Annotated in this window: 19 protein-coding genes, 1 tRNA gene, 1 rRNA gene and 1 pseudogene; 8 read left to right on the top strand and 14 right to left on the bottom strand. The window is 51.3% G+C overall.

The window, feature by feature from the left end; translation table 11 throughout:
• Positions 1–75 precede the first annotated feature (75 nt).
• The 4 genes from E7Z62_02005 to E7Z62_01990 are packed head-to-tail and all read right to left on the bottom strand — an operon-like array spanning position 76 to position 2,452.
• Entirely contained in the window at positions 76–921 is an 846-nt protein-coding gene (locus tag E7Z62_02005) for a DNA-directed RNA polymerase subunit D (protein ID MBE6521890.1), read from the bottom strand.
• A gap of 12 nt (positions 922–933) precedes the next feature.
• On the bottom strand, positions 934–1,320 hold the full coding sequence (locus E7Z62_02000; protein ID MBE6521889.1) for a 30S ribosomal protein S11: 387 nt from the start codon (positions 1,318–1,320) through the stop codon (positions 934–936).
• Positions 1,320–1,967, bottom strand: coding sequence for a 30S ribosomal protein S4 (locus E7Z62_01995; GenBank protein ID MBE6521888.1), 648 nt, complete (start codon positions 1,965–1,967; stop codon positions 1,320–1,322). Before E7Z62_01995 ends, E7Z62_02000 begins: the two co-directional genes overlap by 1 nt.
• Before the next feature lie 11 nt (positions 1,968–1,978).
• A complete protein-coding gene (locus tag E7Z62_01990) occupies positions 1,979–2,452 on the bottom strand; it encodes a 30S ribosomal protein S13 (protein ID MBE6521887.1) in 474 nt (157 codons plus the stop codon).
• Positions 2,453–3,117: 665 nt separating this feature from the next.
• Between E7Z62_01990 and E7Z62_01985 the strand changes: the two genes are divergently transcribed.
• The 3 genes and pseudogenes from E7Z62_01985 to E7Z62_01975 all read left to right on the top strand — a co-directional run bounded on the left by E7Z62_01985 (position 3,118) and on the right by E7Z62_01975 (position 6,693).
• Positions 3,118–3,756, top strand: a complete 639-nt coding sequence (locus E7Z62_01985; protein ID MBE6521886.1) for a dimethylamine methyltransferase — start codon at positions 3,118–3,120, stop codon at positions 3,754–3,756.
• A gap of 28 nt (positions 3,757–3,784) precedes the next feature.
• Positions 3,785–5,224, top strand: a pseudogene (locus E7Z62_01980) (monomethylamine:corrinoid methyltransferase).
• A 305-nt stretch (positions 5,225–5,529) separates the two neighbouring features.
• A complete protein-coding gene (locus E7Z62_01975; GenBank protein MBE6521885.1) occupies positions 5,530–6,693 on the top strand; it encodes an ammonium transporter in 1,164 nt (387 codons plus the stop codon).
• Between the two features lie 69 nt (positions 6,694–6,762).
• Here the strand turns inward: E7Z62_01975 and E7Z62_01970 are convergent.
• The 7 genes from E7Z62_01970 to E7Z62_01940 all read right to left on the bottom strand — a co-directional run bounded on the left by E7Z62_01970 (position 6,763) and on the right by E7Z62_01940 (position 13,779).
• A tRNA-Leu gene (locus E7Z62_01970) sits at positions 6,763–6,850 on the bottom strand.
• A 34-nt stretch (positions 6,851–6,884) separates the two neighbouring features.
• Positions 6,885–7,775, bottom strand: a complete 891-nt coding sequence (locus E7Z62_01965) for a type II methionyl aminopeptidase (GenBank protein ID MBE6521884.1) — start codon at positions 7,773–7,775, stop codon at positions 6,885–6,887.
• Positions 7,769–8,407, bottom strand: coding sequence for a threonylcarbamoyl-AMP synthase (locus tag E7Z62_01960; GenBank protein ID MBE6521883.1), 639 nt, complete (start codon positions 8,405–8,407; stop codon positions 7,769–7,771). Before E7Z62_01960 ends, E7Z62_01965 begins: the two co-directional genes overlap by 7 nt.
• A complete protein-coding gene (locus E7Z62_01955; GenBank protein MBE6521882.1) occupies positions 8,408–9,046 on the bottom strand; it encodes an MBL fold metallo-hydrolase in 639 nt (212 codons plus the stop codon).
• Positions 9,047–9,167: 121 nt separating this feature from the next.
• Complete coding sequence (locus E7Z62_01950; GenBank protein MBE6521881.1) at positions 9,168–9,848, bottom strand: hypothetical protein; 681 nt, start codon at positions 9,846–9,848, stop codon at positions 9,168–9,170.
• A gap of 264 nt (positions 9,849–10,112) precedes the next feature.
• A 23S ribosomal RNA gene (locus tag E7Z62_01945) occupies positions 10,113–12,907 on the bottom strand.
• Positions 12,908–13,386: 479 nt separating this feature from the next.
• Positions 13,387–13,779, bottom strand: a complete 393-nt coding sequence (locus tag E7Z62_01940; protein MBE6521880.1) for a DUF61 family protein — start codon at positions 13,777–13,779, stop codon at positions 13,387–13,389.
• 110 nt (positions 13,780–13,889) lie between these two features.
• Here E7Z62_01940 and nifB point away from each other — a divergent pair, with 110 nt between their 5' ends.
• The gene (nifB, locus tag E7Z62_01935) at positions 13,890–15,113 is read left to right on the top strand and encodes a nitrogenase cofactor biosynthesis protein NifB (GenBank protein MBE6521879.1); all 1,224 of its coding nucleotides are present in this window, start codon (positions 13,890–13,892) and stop codon (positions 15,111–15,113) included.
• Between the two features lie 72 nt (positions 15,114–15,185).
• Positions 15,186–16,961 carry an alanine--tRNA ligase gene (locus E7Z62_01930; protein ID MBE6521878.1) on the top strand — a complete coding sequence of 592 codons (1,776 nt, stop codon included), beginning with the start codon at positions 15,186–15,188 and terminating at the stop codon, positions 16,959–16,961.
• A gap of 268 nt (positions 16,962–17,229) precedes the next feature.
• Here the strand turns inward: E7Z62_01930 and E7Z62_01925 are convergent, their stop codons facing one another.
• From E7Z62_01925 to E7Z62_01915, 3 genes are all read right to left on the bottom strand, one after another.
• Positions 17,230–18,531: an MFS transporter gene (locus E7Z62_01925; protein MBE6521877.1), complete on the bottom strand. Its 1,302-nt coding sequence runs from the start codon at positions 18,529–18,531 to the stop codon at positions 17,230–17,232.
• A gap of 59 nt (positions 18,532–18,590) precedes the next feature.
• A complete protein-coding gene (locus E7Z62_01920; protein ID MBE6521876.1) occupies positions 18,591–19,805 on the bottom strand; it encodes a hypothetical protein in 1,215 nt (404 codons plus the stop codon).
• Between the two features lie 131 nt (positions 19,806–19,936).
• Complete coding sequence (locus E7Z62_01915; protein MBE6521875.1) at positions 19,937–20,308, bottom strand: DUF1508 domain-containing protein; 372 nt, start codon at positions 20,306–20,308, stop codon at positions 19,937–19,939.
• 452 nt (positions 20,309–20,760) lie between these two features.
• On the opposite strand from E7Z62_01915, the gene E7Z62_01910 reads away from it, so the two are divergent.
• The 3 genes from E7Z62_01910 (at position 20,761) to E7Z62_01900 (ending at position 22,536) form a co-directional block, all read left to right on the top strand.
• Positions 20,761–21,159 (top strand): hypothetical protein, encoded by a 399-nt coding sequence (locus E7Z62_01910; GenBank protein ID MBE6521874.1) that lies wholly within the window; start codon positions 20,761–20,763, stop codon positions 21,157–21,159.
• On the top strand, positions 21,156–21,371 hold the full coding sequence (locus E7Z62_01905) for a hypothetical protein (protein ID MBE6521873.1): 216 nt from the start codon (positions 21,156–21,158) through the stop codon (positions 21,369–21,371). The genes E7Z62_01910 and E7Z62_01905 overlap by 4 nt, the downstream gene beginning before the upstream one ends.
• Positions 21,372–21,576: 205 nt before the next feature.
• Positions 21,577–22,536 (top strand): hypothetical protein, encoded by a 960-nt coding sequence (locus tag E7Z62_01900; protein ID MBE6521872.1) that lies wholly within the window; start codon positions 21,577–21,579, stop codon positions 22,534–22,536.

Below are 22,536 nucleotides of genomic sequence, written 5' to 3'. Positions count from 1 at the left end.
TGGCTGTCCTCTTTCTTTTATTATAATAGATTATGAAAAATGAGAATTCCCCCTTTCGGGGGATGAATAGTTTCTTCAGAGAGCCTTGATGTCGTCAGCGAAGCCCTTTGCCTCTTTCGAGAGGGTATCGATGGCGATATCCAATGCCTGCTGGGCTGTGAGAGAACCGTCGGTCTCGAACTTGAACAGGAAGTTGGTGTCGTCCCATTTTACGGTCACACCCTCCGTCTCGTCGAGTCTCTCGAGGCATCCCTTCGCATATCCGCATGCGACGGGATCCTTCACGACGAGCTTCTTGCTCTTGACTTCTAGTCCTGCAGGGCAAAGCTCTGCACATGCGACGACCTGCTCGTCGGATGCGTGCTTGGGATCGATCTCGATCACAGGCATGTACTTGTATCCGACACCGTTGCAGACCTGCCACTTGACGTGCTTCTTCGCGGTACCCATGACTGCCTTGGCGTAGACGGTGATCCCCTGGTCGGCTGTGAGCTCGACAATCGGGATGAACTCGTCGACGATCCTCAGCTTGTCGCTGTCGGGTCCTCCGAGGGGCTGCAGATCGGATGACAGGACCGTTGCAGGTCCGGTCTTCCTCAGGCTGTACATGATGGTACAGTTGGGGCAGCCCTCTCCGCCGCATTCGCATTCGCTCTGAGGGACGAACAGGTCCAGATCCGTGGGGACTGGGAGCATTCCCAGCCTGTGGGCGATGATCTCCTCGAACAAGGGCGTGATACTCTCATACTCCTTTCCATCCTCACCCTCGATCTTACCGGTGTAGAACTCAACGGTATCGATCGCCATTTTGGGGATGTCCGAGAGGAGTGTCCTCCTGAGCGCATTCGCCATGGCCGGGGAAGAGTTCTTGAGAACGAACTTTGCCTTCCTGTCAGCCATTTCGATAATCTCTATGTCCATGGGATATCCCCCTCAGACCCTGCGTCCTCTGCGTCCGCCCTTCTTCTTGGTTCCGTCGTGCGGTATGGGTGTGACGTCCTCGATGCGGCCGATCTTGAGTCCGGCCCTTGTGAGAGCACGGATAGCTGCCTGAGCACCGGGTCCGGGCGAAACGGACTTGTTTCCTCCGGGAGCACGTACCCTGACGTGGATTCCGACGTACTCCTTCTCCTTAGCGACCTCGGCAATCTTCTCGGCTGCCCTCTGTGCCGCGTAAGGCGAAGACTGGTCCTTCGCCTGCTTGACGACCATTCCACCGGTGACCTTTGCGACTGTCTCTGCTCCGGTGATGTCAGTCAGTGTGATCATGACGTTGTTGTAGCTCGCGAATATGTTGGCGATTCCCCATTTTGCGGTCATCACTGCTCACCATCCTCGATTGTAATTCCTGCCTCTTCTGCATCTGCCTTTGCGGCTGCTGCTGCGGCAGCCTCTGCCTCTGCCTCGGCCTTTGCCTTGACTGCTGCGTTGGCTGCTGCCTGCTCTGCCGAGATCCTCATGGGGTGCATCTCATCGGTGAAGGGTGATGCGGGGTTGTACTCGATTGAGGACTCCTCCTTCCTTGTGACGATGTATCCGGGAACGGTGACCTTGTGTCCGTTCACGAAGATGTGTCCGTGAGTGATCATCTGCCTTGCCTGCTTGATTGTGCTGGACAGTCCCTTCTCGTAGACAATTGTCTGGAGACGACGGGACAGAACATCCTCGTCCTTCAGAGTAAGGATATCGTTCAGAGTGGCGTCAGTTGTGAGGAATCCGAGCCTTCCGCACTTTGCGAGAAGGGCATCTGCCTCGATCTTTGCCTGGGCGTCACCGGTTCTGAGACGTGCCTGGAGGTTCCTGGACTGACCCCTCAGGTTCCTGAGGATGGTCTCTGCCTTCCAAACCTCTGTCTTGTTCTTGAGTCCGAAGGCGTTGACGACCTCGACCTCTGCCTTGATCCTCTCTCCCTGCCAGGGGTGTGAGGGGGTGTCATATGTCTTTCTTGAAAACTTTGGATCTCCCATTCAAACCACCTTCATTTCTTGGAGACTCCCATGGTGAGTCCGTGTCTGCCGTTCGAACGAGTCCTCTGACCCCTTACCTTGTGGTGGGTCTCGTGCCTGATACCGCGGTAGCAGCGGATCATCTTCATCCTGTTGATATCCTCTTTCTGGATGATCTCGAGATCCTGACCGAAAAGGTGCATGTCAGCTCCAGTTTCGTAGTCCATCTGCCTGTTGATTGCCCATGTGGGTGCGTACTCGACGTAGGACTTGACGAGTGTTTCGATCTCTTTGACTTTCTCGTCGGGGAGGGATCCCATCTTGACTGTGGGATCGACCGCTGCCTTCTTGGTAACGATCTGTGCGACCCTCTTTCCGACTCCCTTAATGCTCTGGAGACCGATGACTGTCCTCTTCTGACCGTCGATATCGGTGTTGACGATACGGACGATGTAGTTGAAGTTCTCATCCTCGGTCTGCTGCGAGTCTTTCTTCGCTTTGGCCATTTTTATTCCTCCGTAAATGATCCCCGAGGGGATTCAGTCAAGCTCAAGTTCCTTCCGGAATGAGCTCTCAGTTTTCGCCCCCATATAGAGAGTGGGTCCTGAGTTTACGTAAACCGCGGGATGTTCTTATTATTAATAAAAGTAAGCATAGAAGAGATTTGACATACAATAGAACACGATGCTATTGCAATGCATCTCACATCATCTGCCCGTATTTATTGCAATCGTCATGGATCGTAATCACATCAGTTGGATGAGTCTTAGTTGTCTAGAGTTGGATGAGTCTTAGTTGTCTAGAGTTGGATGAGTCTTTGTAGCAAGACGATGCATAGAGCATCCATCCATCCAAGTAATGTTGATGCGGTCAATATTTCAATCAAAAAAATCGATCGTTTTCCTGATATTTTTTTGTAAAATTATTCATTTTAATAGTTTTTTTGAATTCATATTTAAATTTAATTGTGGATGGTTTGGTTAACCATATAAAAACATACCTATTTTGCCACTAAAATATACTTTTATGTACACTATTTTATTGATTAACTCAATATAAAAGCAACTATATCCTCTTGGATGATATAACCAAATGAGAAACCTTTTATAATGATGGACTTAGTTGCTGATTTAGAACCGGGCAACCCGGTCCAAAAATAGGAGGAATAAAAATGGCAAACGAACAGATTCTCGCTGATCTCAAGACATCAGTTGAGACATGGAACATCAAACTTGCTCAGGAAGCAACCCAGAAGGCAATCGACGCCAAGATGGACATCGGAACCATCATCGGAGAGGGACTCGGAAAGGGAATGGAGACCATCGGAGTCAGGTTCGACAAGGCAGAGATCTACCTACCTCAGGTCGTTGCAGCATCCAAGACAATGGAGGCAGCACTGAACATCCTCAAGCCCCTCATGGAGAGCGGAGAGGGAAACCTGAAGGGTACCGTCGTTATGGGTACTGTTGAGGGAGATATCCACGAGATCGGAAAGAACGTCTGCTGTGCAATGCTCAGGGGAGCTGGATACAACGTCATCGACCTCGGACCCGACGCATCCGCAATGGACTTCATGGATGCAGCAGAGGAGAACAACGCTCAGGTCTGCGGAGGATCCGCACTCATGACAACAACCCTCGAGTCCCAGAGAGAGCTCGTTGAGACCATCAAAGAGATGGAGGCGCCCTACAAGGCAATCTTCGGAGGAGCACCCTGCTCCAAGGAGTGGTGCGACGAGATCGGAGCCGACGGATACTCTGAGACAGCAAACGAGATCATCGGACTCGTTGACAAGCTCACTGGAAACTGATTCTATAACACTATAATAGGTGAATAAAATGGCAGCAACAAGATTCCTGACAATCACTGATGTCTACGAGAGATTCATCAAGGGAAAGAAAGTGCCTGAGGCAGACTGGGATTACAAGATCATCCCTGAGACAGCCACAGCTCTGAAAGAGAAGTACAAGCTCAACTTCGGCGACAAATTCGTCCCTGAGGACAACGAGACAAAGAACAACCTGTTCCAGGCTGGACTGGAGATGCTGTGCACCTGCGGATTCTACTGCCAGGACCTCGGCCGTGTAATGAAGTTCACGGAAGAGGAAATCTGGGAGGGAATCAAGAGGGCACCCAAAAAGATCATCCTCGGAGAGGGAAGGGACGTCGCCAGGTTCTACCCCAGGCACGGAAACGCACCCATCAAACCCGTCATCCAGGGAGGACCTACTGGATCCCCTATCTCTGAAGACGTGTTCGTACAGATCATGCAGTCCTACGCACAGGAGGGAATCGTTGACGACCTCGTTAACGGAGTTATGACCACCGTCGAGGGCAAGCCCGCCAAATCCAAGACCCCTTACGAGATCCGTGCAACAATGCAGGAGCTCAGGGCAACAAAGGAAGCAAGAATCAGAGCCCAGAGGCCCGGACTCGGTGTCTAGGGACCCGAGACTCCTCTGTCCGAGGCAGCAAGGCTTGTCGCAGACTGCCCCAACGCCGGACACAGGATCACCGATGCACACGAGTGTTCCCAGCTGAATGAGCTGAAGATCGATATGACCGGTCTGAACATGCTCGCTGGATGGACCATCAGCGGAGACGTCATCATGATCGAGCAGATGCCCATCTTCGGTGGATACTGCGGACAGCTCGAGGAGACCGCAATCTGTGATGTCGCAACCACACTCGCATCCTTCGGACTCTTCTCCGGAAACTTCCACCTTGACGGACCTATCCACATCAGGTGGGGAACAACCATGGCTAAGGAGACCCTCGCAGTCGCTGGACACGCTTGCGCAGCAGTCGACAACAACACCGACCTGCTCCTCGCTAACCAGTACTACCCCGTTGCAGGACCCTGCACCGAGATGGGACTGATCGAGACCGCAGCCCAGGCAATCACCGACACCGCTTCCGGAAGAGAACTCCTCTCCGGATCTGCAGTCGCAAAGGGAGTTGTCCAGGACAAGACCACCGGAATGGAAGCCCGTGTCATGGGAGAGGCAGCAGCACAGACCGCAGGAATGAAGATCCCTGAGGTCAACGACATCCTCAAGAAGTTTGTCGAGTGGTACGAGCCTCAGTACACCTGCGCAGACCTCGGAAAGACCTTCCAGGAGTGTTACGATGTCAAGACCGTCAGGCCTACCAAGGAGTACCTCGAGGTCTACGACAAGGCAATCAAGCGCATGGCAGACTGGGGATTCGAGATCACCCCCTACAACACCGGTGTGATGTACGGCGGATACGACGACCCTAAGAACTACAGATACTGAGTTCCTCAAAAAGTAAACTCCTTCGCCCCCCTTCCTCGTTTGGGGGGCACCCCTCCTGGTATTTTAAACCAGGAGGTCTAAAATTCCAAATATATAAGTAATGCAGAAATGATGATTTGACCTCATAATCAAATTATAAATATGTATGGTTGATTTCCGCATACTTTATTTATATTAAGAAAAACGGTTCTTTTTTCGATTACCCTAGGAGGATAAATCAAATGAATGGTATGAAGAAGGCTACAGCAATGGCTGTAGTCCTAGGAATAGTCCTTGTCGGACTCTTCGCCGGATTGACTTTTGGAATGTCGGACGCAACATCTCCTGACAGCCCTCTGATCCCCGAAGACTATGTTACCCCTTCCGGTGACTTCGACGACAAAGACAATGATCTGTTGAATGAAGCTTTCATGTTCATAAAGAACATTGGTGTATGGTTTATGCTGATGCTTGTCGCGTTCCTCATGATCTTCATCAAGAAGTTCGAGTGGGGAGTCTGTCTTGCAGTCCTTCTGTCTGCAGCGGCAAGCTATATCGTATATGCCGGAATCCACCAGTTCTATTTCGGTGACGCGTGGAACCAGACCCTCATGATCGGAGCGGTCATCTGTGCTATCACTTATGTCATCGCAATCGGTGTATTCCTTGGAACAGTCAAACAGTGGCATTACTTCCTCGGTGGAATTGTTTTCGCGTTCGTGTACTGCCTCGTCGAGTGGCTCGTGGGCAATTTAGAGCTGTTCGGCGCACTCACTACCGACGACGGAGGATCCATCATGGTCCACATGTGTGCTGCATACTTCGGTCTTGGAGCATGTCTCGCTCTTAGGGTTAAGGAAGCTTTCAACGAGCCTATGTACACTACAACTCACAGTGTTTCTTTCGTTTGGCTCGCCAGTATGCTCCTTTGGGTCCTCTGGCCCACATTCGTCTGCGGATTCCTCCCGATGGAACTCTTCGCACTCGGAATCATGACTTGTTACATGGCCGGACTTGGATCGATTATCAGCGCATATGTCGTATGTATGGTCTGCCAGAAGAAGGTCAACCCCCTGACATACACCTACGCAATGCTCGCAGGTCCTGTCGCTATCGGAGCACCTCTGATCATCGTCGGCCCCTGGGCAGCACTGATCATCGGTATCGCAGCTGGAATCGTCTCCGCTCTCTGTTTCATCTACCTGCAGCCCAGGCTGTGCAACAAGCTTGGAATCGTCGATGTTATGGGAGTTCACAACCTGCACGGAATGGCAGGATGGACCGGAGCTATCTCCTGTGCTATCGTTCTTCTCATCGCAGGCGAGACCTCAATGGCCCTTGCAGACATTGCAATGGCAGTCATCGTCTTCGCAGTCTCTCTCGTCGGAGGAGCCATCGCTGGTATCCTCATGAAGGTCACCATGGGCAAACCCATGGAGATGTTCTCTGACGACTACGACTTCATCAAGAACGAAGAGCCTCAGAACTGAGTATCCAACCGGACATCGGGAGATGTCCGGTAAAACCTCTTTCTTTTTTCAATCATTGATAAAGGAAAATGGTGCTGAAGACCGGATTCGAACCGGCGAACTCCTACGAGAAGGGATCTTGAGTCCCTCGCCTTTGACCAGGCTTGGCAACTTCAGCTTAGACCGGTGTAAGGGGAGTTTTATTAAAACGTTTACGGGAGTGTCGTGACCTCTCCGTGCTTACCGTCTATGTAGAAGGTATATTCGTGCTGGGAAACAAGTCCTCCAGATACCTCTACCAGTTCCGCATAGCAGGACAATACACCGTGACGGATAAGACTCCTCACGCGCTTCTCTGCGTCAGGGAACTCGCAGCTCCTTGCACAGAACGGCTGCTGGAAGAACTCCTCCTTGATGTACTCGTAGAACTCCTGATCCTTCGGATCGGCGAGAGGCCTCTCCCTGATGATACGTACGATATTTCCGGGCCTTCCGTTCTTGATCTCTCCCTTTCCGTTTGTGGCGAAAGGCTCGATGGCAACCGTCATACCGGATTGGATCTTGAAGTCGTCGCCGTTGTCATAGTTCGGAACAGAGAATCCAGCGTGGAGTTCGTTCCTGGCGATCTGATGTCCGCAAAGATTGACGATAGGTGCAAATCCTGCACCCCTAATGGTCCTCTCCACCGCACTGCCGATCTCACAGAGAGGCACGCCTTCTCCGATGAACTCCGCTACGGTATTCCTCGCAGTCTTGCTGATCTCGACCAGCTCCGGATAGCTGCGGGAACCCACTTCGACTGTACCGGCGGTATCGCCGATGAATCCATCAAGGATCCCTCCACAGTCCACCTTAACGATGTCCCCTACCTCGAAGACTGTCTTATCGTTGCAGCTGGGAGTGGCGTGGGCCGCGATCTCGTTCCTGCTTATGTTGCATGGGAAGGCGAGCTTGCATCCGTGCTTGCGTATGTATCCCTCGACCTCCTGTGCTACATCGTAGAGCTTGACTCCGGGCTTACACATTGACAACCCAAGTTCCCTGGCCTCCGCAGAGACCTTTCCTGCCTTACGCAGCTTCTCCAATTCCTCGCTTGTCAGCATTCTAAGACTTCCATGATCTGTTTCTCTGAGATTGCACCCTGACGGATGATCTCGACTTGGTCGTCCATCAGCCAAACGATGGTGGACGGCTTTCCAAGGTTGCATGCACCGGAATCAATGTAGGTGTCGACCGCATCTCCGAAATCCTCGACTGCAGCATCAACGTTGATCGCATCGGGGTGCGAGTGAAGGTTTGCCGATGTGGTGATGATAGGACCGGTACGTTTGATGAGCTCCAGAGCGAACCTGTTGTCAGGAATGCGTATTCCGACCTTCTGTGACGAGGATGTCACAATATCGGGTACGCTGGGCTGTTTCTGAACGATGATGGTGAGCGGCCCGGGCATGAACGCCTTGACGAGCTTCTGTGCGTTCTCGTTGAGAACAGCAACCTTCTCAAGCATGGAGATATCCGAAACCGCGACAGACAGAGGCATGTCGAAAGGCCTCTTCTTGGTCAGATAGAGATTCTTGACCGCGGCCTCGTTGTAGATGTCTGCCCCAATTCCGTAAACGGTCTCTGTGGGGTAGACTATGAGCTTTCCCGCTGCAATGTCCTCGGCTGCTGCCTTGACGGCTTCCTCGCATTGTGCTCCGAATCCGTTCGAATAGTCACACTTGATGATCTTCATTCACTCACCTACCATTTCCAGTGCTCTCTGGATAGCGGCCGAACCGTCAGATACGGGAAGGCCATGACCTGGGTACAACCCTTTCACTGGCGTATTACATAGCTTTCTTATAGATTTTCTTAGGACTTCCAAAGAACCGCCGTTGAAATCGGTACGGCCGTATCCGTTGGAAAACACAGTATCTCCTGAGAAGAGGGAGGATGAGATCTCGTCATAGAAACTTACACCTCCCATCGTGTGTCCGGGAGTCTCAATCACACGCAACCTAGATTCGCCGTTATCGATAATGTCGCCCTCATGCAGATCCTCGACAGGTATAGGCGGTATGTCTACACCGAAATCATGACTGAGAGTATAGTTGTAATCCCCATTGCGGATTGAGATGGCATCTGCATAACCCGCATAGGCCTTGCATCCGAAAGCAGATACCAAATAAGGAACCCCTCCGATGTGATCAAAATGGCAATGGGTGAGCAGAATCTTGTCCAATCTTCTCTCCGGCCCCAATACATTCCTTATGGATCTGATGACCTCGTTGGACGACAGACCTGTTCCGGCATCAATTAGGATATTCTGACTGCCTGTAAGCATGTAGATGTTCGAATCTATCGATATGTACGGCCCTATGCGATGAATCATTGATTCAAGGAAGAATAGGTGCGTATAAAGAGTTACCTTTCGAAGAATCGAATAGTGCCAGATTATGAAAATTATAACCAGCAATAGAAAAAAAAGAAAGGGTGGTGAACACCCTTGTTTATCAAGAAGATGATGATTCTAGAATCTGCATATTCACATTTGCTCTCTGATTCTTCACACTCTGATCTATATCATAATACACGGAAGAGGAAGAAAGATCCAAAATTGTTGGATTACCTAGTGAGAGTCCTTGGACAGAAAGTGATAGAATAACGGTGTATTTTTTGTTACCATCATTGATCACAACTCTGTTGGAATCATCGATTGAAATTTGGGAACCATTCTTTGCCTTAAGGACAAGAATTGCATCTTTTGATGCAATATCGGTGTAGATGCCATCAATATTAGTCACATCCTTAGTACCTTTTTCAGCAACGAACAGGTTGAATACATTGGTATACATGTTGACGGAACCAATAGCATTCAGGTCGGACCACTGTGCATAAAGAACGGTCTTTAAGGGAACTGTCGAACCAACCTTATACTCTTGACCGCTTCCATCAGACTTGGTATTCCAAGTCACAAAGTGGTAACTGTCCTTGGTGAAGAGACAATCCGCAACCTCAGTACTTTTGTAATCATAGTATTTCGCACCACTTTCCATAGATCCGCCGTTTCCTTTATAGCGGACAGTATCCGAAGGCACATCCTCCGAATCATCGCTCATCATAAAGACGGCAGCTATTGCAGCTACGGCGACTACGGCTACGGCTGCGATCACGATTATTGCTTTATTATCCAAAACTGGACCTCCAGAAAAAAGAGGCTGGTATAGGAATAAAAACTATAGTTGTCAGAAAGCCAAATTAAAGGCTTGAAAAACCACAAGAGGATGAGATAATATCAACTATTGAAGATGAATAATGAAAAGAGATGTGTATTGGAAGATGAGATTAAGTTCATACGAAACCTGTTTAACTGCTAGATCACACTCCAGCGACGTCAAAATAACTTTAGTAAGCCAGGACTGAATATCTCGGCGAACCTCGATACTTACATCCGGCTTCTATCAAACTCATCATTTATGAGCGTTATATGGGTACCTCTTTTTTAAGGCGGCTTCGTGCTTAGATGCTTTCAGCTCTTATCCGCTGCGGCGTGGCTACTCAGCATGCCTTGTCAGACAACTGATAAACTAGAGGCCACGAACCCCTGTTCCTCTCGTACTAAAGGGTCCTTCTCATCAGGTACCAACACCTCCATCAAAAAGCAACAAAACTGTCTCGCGACGTTTTAAACCCAGCTCACGATCCCTTTTAATGGGCGAACAACCCCACCCTTGGCAGCTGCTGCACCACCAGGATAGGGAGAGCCGACAGCGAAGTAGCAAGCCACGAGGTCGATATGAACTCTTGCTCGTGACAACTCAATTATCCCCAGGGTAATTTTTCTGATATCAATCACCCCCATTCAGGAGGTTGATTGGTTCGTTAAGCCATAGTTTCCTATCTCCGAACCCTATTGTCTGGTTCCGAGTCAAGCTAGCTTTTACCTTTACATTCTTCGGTAGATTTCTGACCTACCTGAGCTAACCTTTGGGCGCCCTTGTTATCTTTTTGAGGGCGTGGCGCCCCACCCGAACTGCCTGCCTATAGCTGTTCCTCCGGAGAGGTGAGTCGTAAGAAATGATAAGGGCGGTGTTTCATCGGTGACTCGGAGAGATGCTAGCGCACCTTCCTGGGTAACGTCTCCCGCCTACCCTACACATACCATTTCCTACAACAACAACAGGTTGCAGTGAAACTCCATGGGGTCTTCGCTTTCAGATGGAGGGGTCTGGATTGTGCACCAGACTGATTGATTTCACTAGCGTCATGGCGGGGACAGTAGAACACTCGTTGAGCCTTCATGCAAGTCGCCAATTAAGCGACAAGGTATTACGCTACCTTAAGAGGGTCATAGTTACCCCCGCCGTTTATCGGTCCTTCGATCCGTTGAAACAGATTTTCAGATGCCGACACTGGGCAGGCTTCGGCCTCTATACACATCCTTTCGAACTAGCAGAGACCTATGTTTTTATTAAACAGTCGGTGTTCTCTTGTCACTGCGACCAGTACCTCACAGTACTGGCACCCCTTCTCCCGAAGTTACAGGGCTAATTTGCCGAGTTCCCTCGCCACGATTATGCTAACACGCCTTAGGCTACTCACCTAGGGACACCTGTGTCGGTTCTTGGTACGAACAATAAGATTGTAACTACATTGCTTTCACGGGGACCGGGGATTATCATAAGCGAGCTTACGCTCGCCCCATCGTGTATTCTCCAACTTCTCACCATTACGGTTCTTCATCAGATTCGACACTTAGATAGGCTGACGGGCCTACAATAACTACCCTGATCCAACAACGTAGGCAAAGATCTTACTGGTTCAGGAATATTAACCTGATTCCCATTCGATAGCTTCGATTAAGAACTACCTTAGGATCGACTAACCCTTGGCTGACGAACATTGCCAAGGAACCCTTGCCCCTGCGGCGACACGGATTCTCACCGTGCTTTGCTGCTACTCACTCCAGGATCCTCGTTGGTACACGGTCCACAGGAGATCACTCCCCTGCTTCTACCCATGCACCACGCCCCGTTACCAAATAACATTTCTGTCTTCTACAGTATCGGTAGTCGGTTTAGCCCCGTCCATTTTCTGGGCCCACGATCTAGACCGGTGAGCTGTTACGCTATCTTTGAAGGATGGCTGCTTCTAAGCCCACCTCCCGGTTGTTTTAGACCGCCGACGCCATTTCGTATTACACTTGACCGATATTTAGGGACCTTAACTGTAGTCTGGGTTGTTTCCCTTATGGCCACCAAGCTTACCCCGGATGGCCTCACACCCGACGTCTACGGTGAACGCAAGTTCGGAGTTCGACAAGATGCCGAGGAATTTCTTCCCCTAAGCACCCAATCGGTGCTCTACCTCACGCTCCGCCTCGATCGAGGTCTAGCTGCGACTAGTTTCAGGGGGAACCAGCTATTTCCGGCCTAGATTGGCCTTTCACCCCTATACCCAAGTCATCCAAACGATTTGCACATCAGAACTGGTTCGCTCCTCCACCCCCCCTTCGAGGGGCTTCAAGCTGCTCAGGCATAGATCGACCGGCTTCGGGTATCCGCACCATTGACTCCTCGCGAGCACACGATGTCCCTCGTAAAAAACTGCGGACAATCGGTTTCCCTTCGGCTCCCTAATTGAATAGTTAACCTCGCCAATGACCAGAACTCCCTGGATCGTTTTTCGAAACGAACAATATAACACTGGTCCACCAAATTGGTTTCTTCCCTTTGATGCCATATAAATCTTTGACCGTATGGTTTCAGGTCTTTTGACCTCCCGTTAAGGGTACTTTTCAGTCTTCGCTCACGCTACTACTGCACTATCGGACTAGAGACGTATTTAGGGTTGGAAGTGAATGCCTCCCAAATTCATCCGTGATATCCAACACAGACTACTCAAGGACATCAAAAATCTCCATACTCACTTTCCTCTAAGGGGCTATCACCCTCTACGGCCTGTCTTTCCAGACAAGTTCGAGTATTTGAGCTAAGGAGTAAATGAGCCTGCAACACCACATCTCCCTTACCTTTCGATAAAGGATTCAGTTTGCCCTATACCGCGTTCGATCGCCTTTAATAACGGTATCTCGATTGATTTCTTTTCCTGCGGGTACTAAGATGCTTCAATCCCCCGCGTTCCCGATCATTACTGATCATTCCGAAGAATAGGAAGTCCCATTAGGTAATCGTCGGATCATAGGCTTCTTGCACCTACCCGACGCATATCGCTGCTTGACACGACCCTCTTCAGCGCTCTAGCCGAACCATCCCCCATACGGCGTAGCATCGCCGCTGGCGTATGATCTAGCACACGTCCAGGTTTCGTATGATCGGTGATCACTGGGCTTATCCGCTCTCATCCTCCGTTTACGGGGCCCTACACCACTTCCCCGAGACAGGACCTCTGTTCGGGTGCATGTTACATTCGATTTGAATCGCTGTCTTATAGACAGACGCGAAATTTCCGTACTCGCAAGAAGTATTTAACTCTTACCAGTCGGCTTTCACCTCGATATGATTCGAACTTGACCATCGTGCAATGCACTGGCCACGCGATTATTGAGTCGCGCAACCCCCTGTAATCTCACCAAGTACTTAAAGCTTGGGAAGACCTCCAAGAGCGTCAGTTCGAACTTTCGAACTTGATCGATCGGCATCAGATGCCAACCACGCAATGGGTCTCATCGCGCAGATTCGTGTATCTCCAGGCCATATATAATCCTTAGTATCAAGGCGTGAAGACTACTATGATGGCATCGGGTATTTTCGATTTCAAATCCCTCATATCTGGATGATAAAGGCGCAGATATCCCTCGCGATGCATGTTCTTCCCGAGGATTCTGGCGACGACATCCGCATCCGGCGTTCCCTCCACCTTCCATGCACCGATATCCGACGAAATATCTGTGGACACATAGATCGGCAGCCTGAGCCTGATCTTTTCGGTCTCCTCGCATACTTCCCAAAGATAATCCATCTGTTCCTTGGGAATGCTGACCACCGAACCGCTCCTAGTCTTGTATGTGAAATCCCCGGAATCCATCATCTGCTCCAAAGTCCTCTTGCCGACTGCAAGGTTGGAATTCAATTCGGACATGACCGATGCTAGGAAGTCTGCCATCGATCCTTCGGAATGTTTCTCTTCTTTATTATTATAATTAATAGAATATCAAATATGAAGGATGCCCACATCCTTTTATGGTCGGTCCACATCATAGTATTTCCATGGACATACCAGAGGACCTCAGGAAGGCATTATCAGAACATCCGTGTTTCTGCGAGGATGCCCACCATTCGTTCGCAAGGATGCACCTCCCAGTCGCACCCAGGTGCAATATCCAATGCAACTACTGCAACAGGAAGTTCGACTGCTGCAACGAGTCCAGACCTGGAGTGACAAGCGAGGTCCTCGATCCGGAACAGGCCTTGGCCAAGGTGAAGGCGGTGAAGGAGGAAATCCCCCAGCTATCCGTTATCGGCGTGGCGGGGCCCGGGGACCCTCTGGCCAATGAGAACACGTTCCGTTCTCTGGAGCTCATCGGTAAAGAGATGCCCGGACTTACGCTGTGCGTTTCCACCAACGGTCTAGCTCTTCCGGATTGTGCTCAGAGACTGTTCGATCTGAATGTCAGATTCGTCACAGTCACGATGAACTGCATCGATCCGGAGATCGGGGCGAAGATCTATGATGCGGTAATCTATGAGGGAAGGAAGTATTCCGGGATCGAAGGGGCCACGATATTAAGGGACAAACAGCTGGAGGGCATACGCAGATGCGTAGACCTCGGGATGCTGGTGAAGATAAACATTGTCATGATCCCGGGGATAAACGATTCCCATATCCCCGATCTGGTGAAGCATGTGCGCGACATGGGAGTGTACATTGTGAACATACTCCCCTTGATCCCTGTCGAAGGGACGAAGTTCTCCGACCTGAAGGCACCCACCCCCCTTGAGAGAAGGGACATGATGGACCGCTGCGGATTGGACATGAAGATGATGCGCCACTGCAGACAATGCCGTGCGGATGCCATCGGATTGCTCGGCCAGGACAGGTCCGCGGAGTTCACCCATATCGAGGGCTGCGGTCTGAAGGACTGCAACCTGAATGTCACATTCGATACCGAACATGATGAGTCCAAGGTAGCAGTGGCAACCAGCGATGGTAAGACTGTGAACAGCGGATTCGGAAATGCTTCGGAGTTCAGGATATACGCTACCGACGGGGACACCGTCAGATTCCTGAGGACCGTTCCTATCGACAGATCGGGTACCGTGGCAGGGAAGGACCACAGGGATCACATAGAATCCATTATCAGACAGTTGGAGGACTGCGGGACAGTGATCGTCGAAGAAATCGGTCCGATGCCTTCGAGGATACTGCCTGAACTAGGCGTGAAGGTCATCATCACCCAGGGCGACGTCAACGAAGCTGTCAGGCAATCCAAACACTGATTGCGCGCGCATTAAGGTTATTCTTATTAATGAGGTAGCGATAGCCACCCTTATTAGAAAGGAGTGTACACAATGGACGCTCAAGAAATGAGAGAGACTTTCGTCAACTTCTTCAAGGAGAGGGGACACGCATACATCAGTTCCGCATCCCTCATCCCTGAGAACGATCCGACGGTACTGTTCACGACCGCAGGGATGCACCCGCTCGTCCCCTATCTTCTCGGAGAGAAACACCCAGCAGGAAAGAGGCTTGTGGACTTCCAGAAATGCGTCAGGACAGGAGACATAGATGAGGTCGGAGACGCCAGTCACCTCACCTTCTTCGAGATGCTCGGTAACTGGTCCTTGGGAGACTACTTCAAGAAGGAGTCCATCGATTTCAGCTACACCCTGCTCACAGAGGTCCTCGGGATCAAGCCCGACCAGCTCTCGGTCACCGCATTCGCCGGTGACGAGGATGCTCCCCGCGATACCGAGACCGCAGAACTCTGGAAATCCCACGGACTGAGGGACGATCAGATTTACTTCTACCCCAAATCCGATAACTGGTGGGGCCCGGCCGGTCAGACAGGACCCTGCGGACCCGACACGGAGATCTTCTTCGACGACGGCAGGCCCAAATGCGGACCTGACTGCGGGCCCTCATGCCACTGCGGAAAGTTCACAGAGATTTGGAACAACGTGTTCATGCAGTACAACAAGAACGCGGATGGAACCTTCTCACCGCTCAAGCAGAAGAACGTCGATACTGGAATGGGACTCGAGAGGATCCTGCGTATCCTGAACCACAACGAGACCGTTTACGACACACCTCTGTTCACCCCTATCCTCGACAAGATCTCAGAGCTCACCGGCAAGAAGTACGGCGAGAACGAGGAGGACACCAGGGCATTCAGGATCATCGCCGATCACATGAGAGCGGCCACATTCATCCTGGGAGACGGTGTCGTTCCCGCCAAGATCGGTCAGGGATACATCCTCAGGAGGCTCATCAGGAGGTCCTCCAGATACATGTCCAAACTCGGATATGAGGAGCCTTTCATGCAGAAGATCGCAGAGGTCATCGTCAACAACTACTCCAAGGCGTACCCCGAACTCGAACAGAACAAGGATTTCATCTACAACAACATCAACAACGAGGAGCTGAAGTTCCACAAGGCAGTCATGAAGGGTCTGAGAAGATTCGACCAGATGGTCGCTGAGAACGGCGACAGTCCTGTCCTCAACGGAGAGACCGTGTTCAGGCTCTACGACACCTACGGATTCCCCATCGAGATGACCGTGGAACTGGCGGCGGAGAAGGGACTGAAGGTCGACATGGACGATTTCAACGGAAGGTTCAAGACGCACCAGGACAAGTCCCGCGGAGACGGAGGAACCTTCAAGGGAGGTCTTGCCGACCACAGCGAGGAGACCACAAAGCTGCACACCGCCACCCATCTTCTCAATGCGGCACTGAGGAAGTTCGTCTCTCCGGATATCCATCAGAAGGGATCCAACATCACGGCTGAGAGGCTCAGATTCGACTTCAACCTGGACAGGAAGGTCACACCCGAAGAGCTCAAACAGATCGAGGACTGGGTGAACGAATGCATCAAAGCAGAGATCCCGGTCGTCTGCGAGGAGATGCCCTACGAACAGGCAAAGGAAGAGGGTGTGGAAGGAGTCTTCACCAACAAATACGGCGAGATCGTCAAAGTCTACAAGATAGGCGACGTTTCCGCTGAGATGTGCGGCGGACCCCACGTCAAGAACACCAAGGAACTTCAGGGATTCAAGATCAAGAAGGAAGAGAGTTCCGCAGCCGGCGTAAGGCGTATCAAAGCTGTCGTCGGAAAGTTCGACTGAAACCATTCAACCGGCCGAAAGGCCGGATTATCTTTTATCCTATCCAGACAATTCATTATGCATGACAGAACTCAAAGAGGACTGCCCATGCAAGAATACTGATTGCCCCAGGCACGGAAACTGCCGCGAATGTGTGGAATTCCATGTCAAGGGCGGGAACAAACCTCCTGCATGCCTGCGCATCCAGTGGGCCCAGTATCCTTGAAGTCGATTCGACCATCTGGTCGGATCAATAACGCTTTAGGCCCTTCCGGGCCATTTTCCCACCTCACTCGGATTTGGTTGCGGGATTGTCATAAATTGCATACCTGTTGGAGAGCAGGAACAAGATGAGACCGATCAGAAATACCGCGATGAGGACGAATACCATCGTGCGGGGCTCGTGGAAGAATGTGGTCAGGATGGCGATAGATGCTGTCCCGATGATCGTAGATCCTTTGCCGAATATGTCCAGGATACCGAAGTACTCCCCGGTGTCATCCTTGGGGACCATCCTTCCGAAGTAGGATCTGGACAGAGCCTGGATAGTTCCCTGGAACAATCCCACCGCGAATGCGAGGATGAAGAATTCGACCATATTGCTCAGGAAATATGCGAACACCGAGATGCACAGGTATCCGACTATGGACACTATGATGATACGGTGCGTTCCAAACCTGAACGCCATTTTGTTCATGAAGATGGTTGCGGGGAATGCTACGATCTGCGTCAGCAGCAATCCTCCGAGCAATCCGATATCTCCCAGATCCAATGCCTTTCCGTAAGCTGTCGCCATCTCCATAACGGTGTTCACACCGTCGATGTAGAACAGGAAAGCAATCATGAAGAAGAGCATGGCCTTGTTGGAAGCTATGTCCTTGAATGTGTGGATGAAACGTTTTACGCTCTTGGAAGGACGCCTCATGGAGACCTTCCTGTAGTGGACCTGCTCATAATTCCTGAACAACGGAAGTGACATGATCACCCACCATGCTCCGACCAGGACCAGTGAAAGGATGACTGCCTGCTGTGTGGTGAAGATGTTCGGCCCCATATCGATGAAGTCAGACAACACCATGAAGACGAGACAGAATGCGAACGGTATGCAGCTGCCGATATATCCTATCGCATAACCCTTTGACGACAGATGGTCCATCTCCTCATCCTTCGCCACATCGACGAGCATTCCGTCATAGACGACAAGGGATGCGTAGAACGCGACCTTTCCGATACAGAGAACAACAAGGAACAATGCCCACATCTGGATGAAACCCAGGAGGGCACAAGTGACGGCCCCGATGATGACCAATGTGATCAGCACCGGTTTTCTCCATCCCTGTCTGTCGGACAACGTTCCGCAGAACGGTCCGAAGAAAAGCATCGCGAACGTGACCAGCGAGACTGATGCGGCCCAGAATGCAAGGTACTCTGATTCTTCGAGACCTCCTTCCTGCGCTAGCTTGTTGAAATAGATGGGAATGATGGACAGTACGAACAGAATGTATGCAGAGTTTGCAACATCGTACAATACCCATGAGTTCTTCACATCTATGATAACAGCCCCGTTATTGATTCGACATTGAGCCATCATTATTAAGGTGTCGCTTACCAAACGGCATATTCATCAGATTCCGAGCCAGGCAAAGGACATCAGATGACCGATTCGTTCATGATTATCCTGCGGATGGTACGGAAACGGATGGTCGCATCCGGGAATGCGAACCACACCTTGTAGAACTCTCCGCCATAACTGACTCCTATTCCGTGAGCGATGGGTGCCAACCCCTCGAGATCCTTGAGAGGGAACCTCATATTCGTCCTGTCGCTCCTGATGATCACATCGTTGTATGTGATCTCGATGGTGACCCCCTCATCCAGAATCTCCTGGTCGTCGCCATTCATCCTCTTCAGGATTCCGCCCTCGGTACTGGTGATGACCTTGTCGGGCTCAGCCTGCCATTGAGGGAGCTTCTCTTTCAGACGGTCCTTCTGCCAAACATCCCAATCATAGATGTTGTCGAAGACCATGTCCTCACCTTCGAAGAAACCATAGACATTCATCTTCACCTTGTATCCGCATTCCTCGCAGTATACTTCATCCGCTTTGCTGCGGATCGTATGGAACGCATTGCATTTCGGACAGGTATAGATGATGCGGTCGACACATTCCGCAGGTTTCGAACGCGGATACTCGCGACGCTCCTTCCTGTTCCAATCGTAGAAACTGAAGTAGAGATCCTTGTTGAGAAGTTCGTTGATCTCATCGGGCGTCATCTCGGCCAGCTGCTCTTTCTTGTAGATATTGACGAAGGAGCCCAAGAGCGGTCCCTTGGAACGCTCCGAGGTCCATTTGGGAAGGAAACCGTAACCTCCCTCAAGCCTGTATGTTACCACATCGACATTCATGTCCTTTATCAGCTGACCTGTCTTCTTGCGGACGGGGGCGGACACACCGTTGGGCGTCTCCTGACCCTCGGGGGCCATGCAGACTCCTATGCCCATATCGAGGGTCGCCCTGATACCTTCGGCCACACCTTGTGCGGATTCTCCCTTCCTGCGGTAGATACCGTTCGTGGCCGACTTGACGACCACCCTCTTGTAGCGTTTCTTGATTATCTCGTCACTCATGACGAATCTGTAGTAACCGGGCACCCCTTTCAGGACGCCTACAAAGTCATAATCGCATGAGTGGTTATACAGGAGAAGGAACGGCCCTTTCAGTTTTCCTTCGTACTTTGTGGTCTTGATATTCAGGAAATGAGAACCTATCGGGAGGAGGAAGCACCTTATAGGTACCTGCATGAAGAACTTGTACCACCACGTATGCTTCGGTTTATTGTCACGTCCCTTTACTGATGATACCATTCAGTCTCCACCCTAGATGCTGATAGATATTCATACATCCATGATAAGTGTAACGGCACTAACGTTTCAAAAATACATAAAGAAAAGTGATCGGAGAGAGATGTTGCACCCTTTCCGATCTTTATCAAGATTCAATCGTTTTTGACGACTATCTCGGAAGCAGCGTTCTTCTTGATGGATTCGATTCCCTTCTTGGCATTCGCCTTTGCTGTGTAGCCTTCGGAAGCCAGGAGGTTCTCTCCATTGGAAGCACAGAGCCTGAACCTGTACTCCCCGGCCTTGTCAAGATAGATCTCCCACTTGGGGTACTTCTTGGACTCGGGGTTCTTCAGGGTCTGGTCCTCGATTTCCGCATCGCAGAACTTCTTGACGGATTCTGTGCTCTTCTTTGCGGAATCCAGAGACTTGAACACCTGAGAGGTTCCGATCACTTCGTTGTTTCCGGCGACAAGGTTGAATTTGTAGCCCTCGTCCGATGTCTTGAATATGACGTATTTTCCCATGAATTATGAATTGTTGTGAATCATATTTACGGCTAACTGATATTTGTTACATAAACGTAGGAAACAAGCACCATTAGGATTCCGCTATTCAGAAGTAATTGAACAATAATCTGAGAAGATGGTGGACAATGCACCAAGAGCTACAGGTGGACAGGACCGGCTTTGTGGTGGACAGGACGCAAAAAAATGGTGGACAATGCCAAACCAAGGTTTTGATGATCTGGGTGGATAAAGAAAGTGGACAGTGTGGGAGTCACCACAGGGTAAGCCAGCACTTCTTTGAAACACCCTAACTAATCGGCATTCTGGCCTGTTCATATCCCATTTGTTCTGTCACAATCGCCTTTTTTCGGCTGCTTAGTAAGCCTTCATGGTGGACAATTTCCGTTCTAAAACACTTTACCGGCCCTCGGGCCGGGTCTATTACCCTGAGAAATAGGGAGGAAAGAAAAATGGCAGAAACAGCAGGAAAAGCAACAGCAGGAAACGGAGCAGTGAACGCAGCAGAGATCAGGGCCCAGATGGGACAGCTCAACATCGAGACCGGCAACGAGACGATCAAGAAGGAGGTCTCCACCTTCAACGAGGGCGGGGTCTACGTCGGCCTGAAGATCGTCAGCGACTACGACGAGTCGACCGGACAGTACAAGGACGAGCGCCCTTCCCTGGTCACGATGATCGACGGGAAGTTCGTCAACTTCCCCAAGGACGGCAAATGGTGGAAGAACTTCGCCGACTTCGCCGTCAAATTCGCCCAGATCATGGACGGGGTCGACCTCAACACCAGCGTGAACAGAGCAGACGTCGCGACTGGCCAGAAGATGATGGCCAAGTTCAGGACAGGACAGTGATCTCCGAGCACCCGTACATCGTGGACCGCTGGTTCCTGTGGAGCGACGGAGAACTCAGAAAGAAGAGGTTCCGCTACTCCACGCAGGAGGATGCCGAGCACGCCTGCATGTCATATCTCGAGATGGGAGACACCACGCGTATCAGGCTCAGCAAGGACTCCAGGTATTCCAACAAGCCCACGGTGATCAAGGTCTGGGAGAACGGGATGTGAAGGCGGAGGCGCCAGGGAGCGGAAAGGGTCCGGGCCGCGGGATTCTTTCGTTCTCTTCAACCGCGTCGGCCCTATCCGATCTCATCCATGTAAGTCACTCCTGGCCGGTAGTAGTCCGGACCTCCGTACATCCCTGCCGCGCCGCCCGACCATCCCAGAAAACATCCACCCGGGGGGAGTCCCCGGGATCATAGAAGTGAGAAAAATGGCTTCGAAAAACAACTTAGGTACAGACCCCCAGAACGGGGGCATCCAGAGGCTCTCTCCCAGCGAGGCAACCCGTATTTTCGCAGGAATGTCGCCCTTGAGAGCCACGCGCTATTACAACAAGATCATGACCAACCCCAACACCCCCCAGGAGAATCTGAGCATCGTCAGGCAGTACAGGGATCAGAACCCTCAGAAGTTCCTCTCCGACGAGCAGATGGCATCCCAGAAGAACACGGGATCCTGGCTGAGGGGAAGGGGATACTCCGGAGGATACAGGCCCAGAGGCATGGTGCAGGATTCCGACGGATTCTACTACGACCAGAACACAGGACAGCGCTTCACCCCCTACGGCAGGGACGACGGCTTCCAGGACGGAGGCGACGGAAGGCGCTTCCAGGGCAACGGCAGGGCGAACGGCTTCTCCAGGTACTACGGAGCGGCCAACCAGAGGCCCCGCAACGGCTACTTCAATGCAGACCGCGGGCAGAGGAGGCCGATCTCCGACGTCCGCAGCTACGACGACCTCTACCAGACCGTCTCCGGACTGAAGAGCGACGTCGCCAGGACCAGGTACTTCCAGAAGGTCCTTGGCAACCCTCAGACTCCCGAGGAGACCAAGGTCAACCTAGTCAGGCTCAGGAACAACGCACCCCACATGTTCGCCCCCGATGATGTCGCACAGGCGGCCGGACCCCAGGTCCAGAGGAAGGGATTCTGGGCTGCCCATTGGAAATCCCAGGAGGAGTTCGACTCCATGACACCCAAGGAGAAGAAGTTCTTCGTCAAGGCCTTCCAGGGCAGGAACAGGAACGGCAACTCCAGCTACGCACTGAAGGTGCTGACCAACCCCGAGGCGTCCCCCGAGGACAAGCAGGCAGTGACCAGCGTCGTCCAGAAGAACCCCGACCTCTACTTCAAGAGGAAGGGCGGGAGACAGTACAACAGGTACTACTGA

The organism is Thermoplasmata archaeon, assembly GCA_015063285.1.
GTDB lineage: Archaea > Thermoplasmatota > Thermoplasmata > Methanomassiliicoccales > Methanomethylophilaceae > Methanoprimaticola.
The sequence above is the reverse complement of the archived record's forward strand: the minus strand, read 5'-3'. Positions and strand labels throughout refer to the sequence as shown.

Coding starts and splice junctions, on each gene's coding strand:
- E7Z62_02005 (MBE6521890.1), bottom strand. CDS start 921: ATGGACATAGAGATTATCGAAATGGCTGACAGGAAGGCAAAGTTCGTT.
- E7Z62_02000 (MBE6521889.1), bottom strand. CDS start 1,320: ATGACCGCAAAATGGGGAATCGCCAACATATTCGCGAGCTACAACAAC.
- E7Z62_01995 (MBE6521888.1), bottom strand. CDS start 1,967: ATGGGAGATCCAAAGTTTTCAAGAAAGACATATGACACCCCCTCACAC.
- E7Z62_01990 (MBE6521887.1), bottom strand. CDS start 2,452: ATGGCCAAAGCGAAGAAAGACTCGCAGCAGACCGAGGATGAGAACTTC.
- E7Z62_01985 (MBE6521886.1), top strand. CDS start 3,118: ATGGCAAACGAACAGATTCTCGCTGATCTCAAGACATCAGTTGAGACA.
- E7Z62_01975 (MBE6521885.1), top strand. CDS start 5,530: ATGTCGGACGCAACATCTCCTGACAGCCCTCTGATCCCCGAAGACTAT.
- E7Z62_01965 (MBE6521884.1), bottom strand. CDS start 7,775: ATGCTGACAAGCGAGGAATTGGAGAAGCTGCGTAAGGCAGGAAAGGTC.
- E7Z62_01960 (MBE6521883.1), bottom strand. CDS start 8,407: ATGAAGATCATCAAGTGTGACTATTCGAACGGATTCGGAGCACAATGC.
- E7Z62_01955 (MBE6521882.1), bottom strand. CDS start 9,046: ATGATTCATCGCATAGGGCCGTACATATCGATAGATTCGAACATCTAC.
- E7Z62_01940 (MBE6521880.1), bottom strand. CDS start 13,779: ATGGCAGACTTCCTAGCATCGGTCATGTCCGAATTGAATTCCAACCTT.
- E7Z62_01930 (MBE6521878.1), top strand. CDS start 15,186: ATGGACGCTCAAGAAATGAGAGAGACTTTCGTCAACTTCTTCAAGGAG.
- E7Z62_01925 (MBE6521877.1), bottom strand. CDS start 18,531: ATGATGGCTCAATGTCGAATCAATAACGGGGCTGTTATCATAGATGTG.
- E7Z62_01920 (MBE6521876.1), bottom strand. CDS start 19,805: ATGGTATCATCAGTAAAGGGACGTGACAATAAACCGAAGCATACGTGG.
- E7Z62_01915 (MBE6521875.1), bottom strand. CDS start 20,308: ATGGGAAAATACGTCATATTCAAGACATCGGACGAGGGCTACAAATTC.
- E7Z62_01910 (MBE6521874.1), top strand. CDS start 20,761: ATGGCAGAAACAGCAGGAAAAGCAACAGCAGGAAACGGAGCAGTGAAC.
- E7Z62_01900 (MBE6521872.1), top strand. CDS start 21,577: ATGGCTTCGAAAAACAACTTAGGTACAGACCCCCAGAACGGGGGCATC.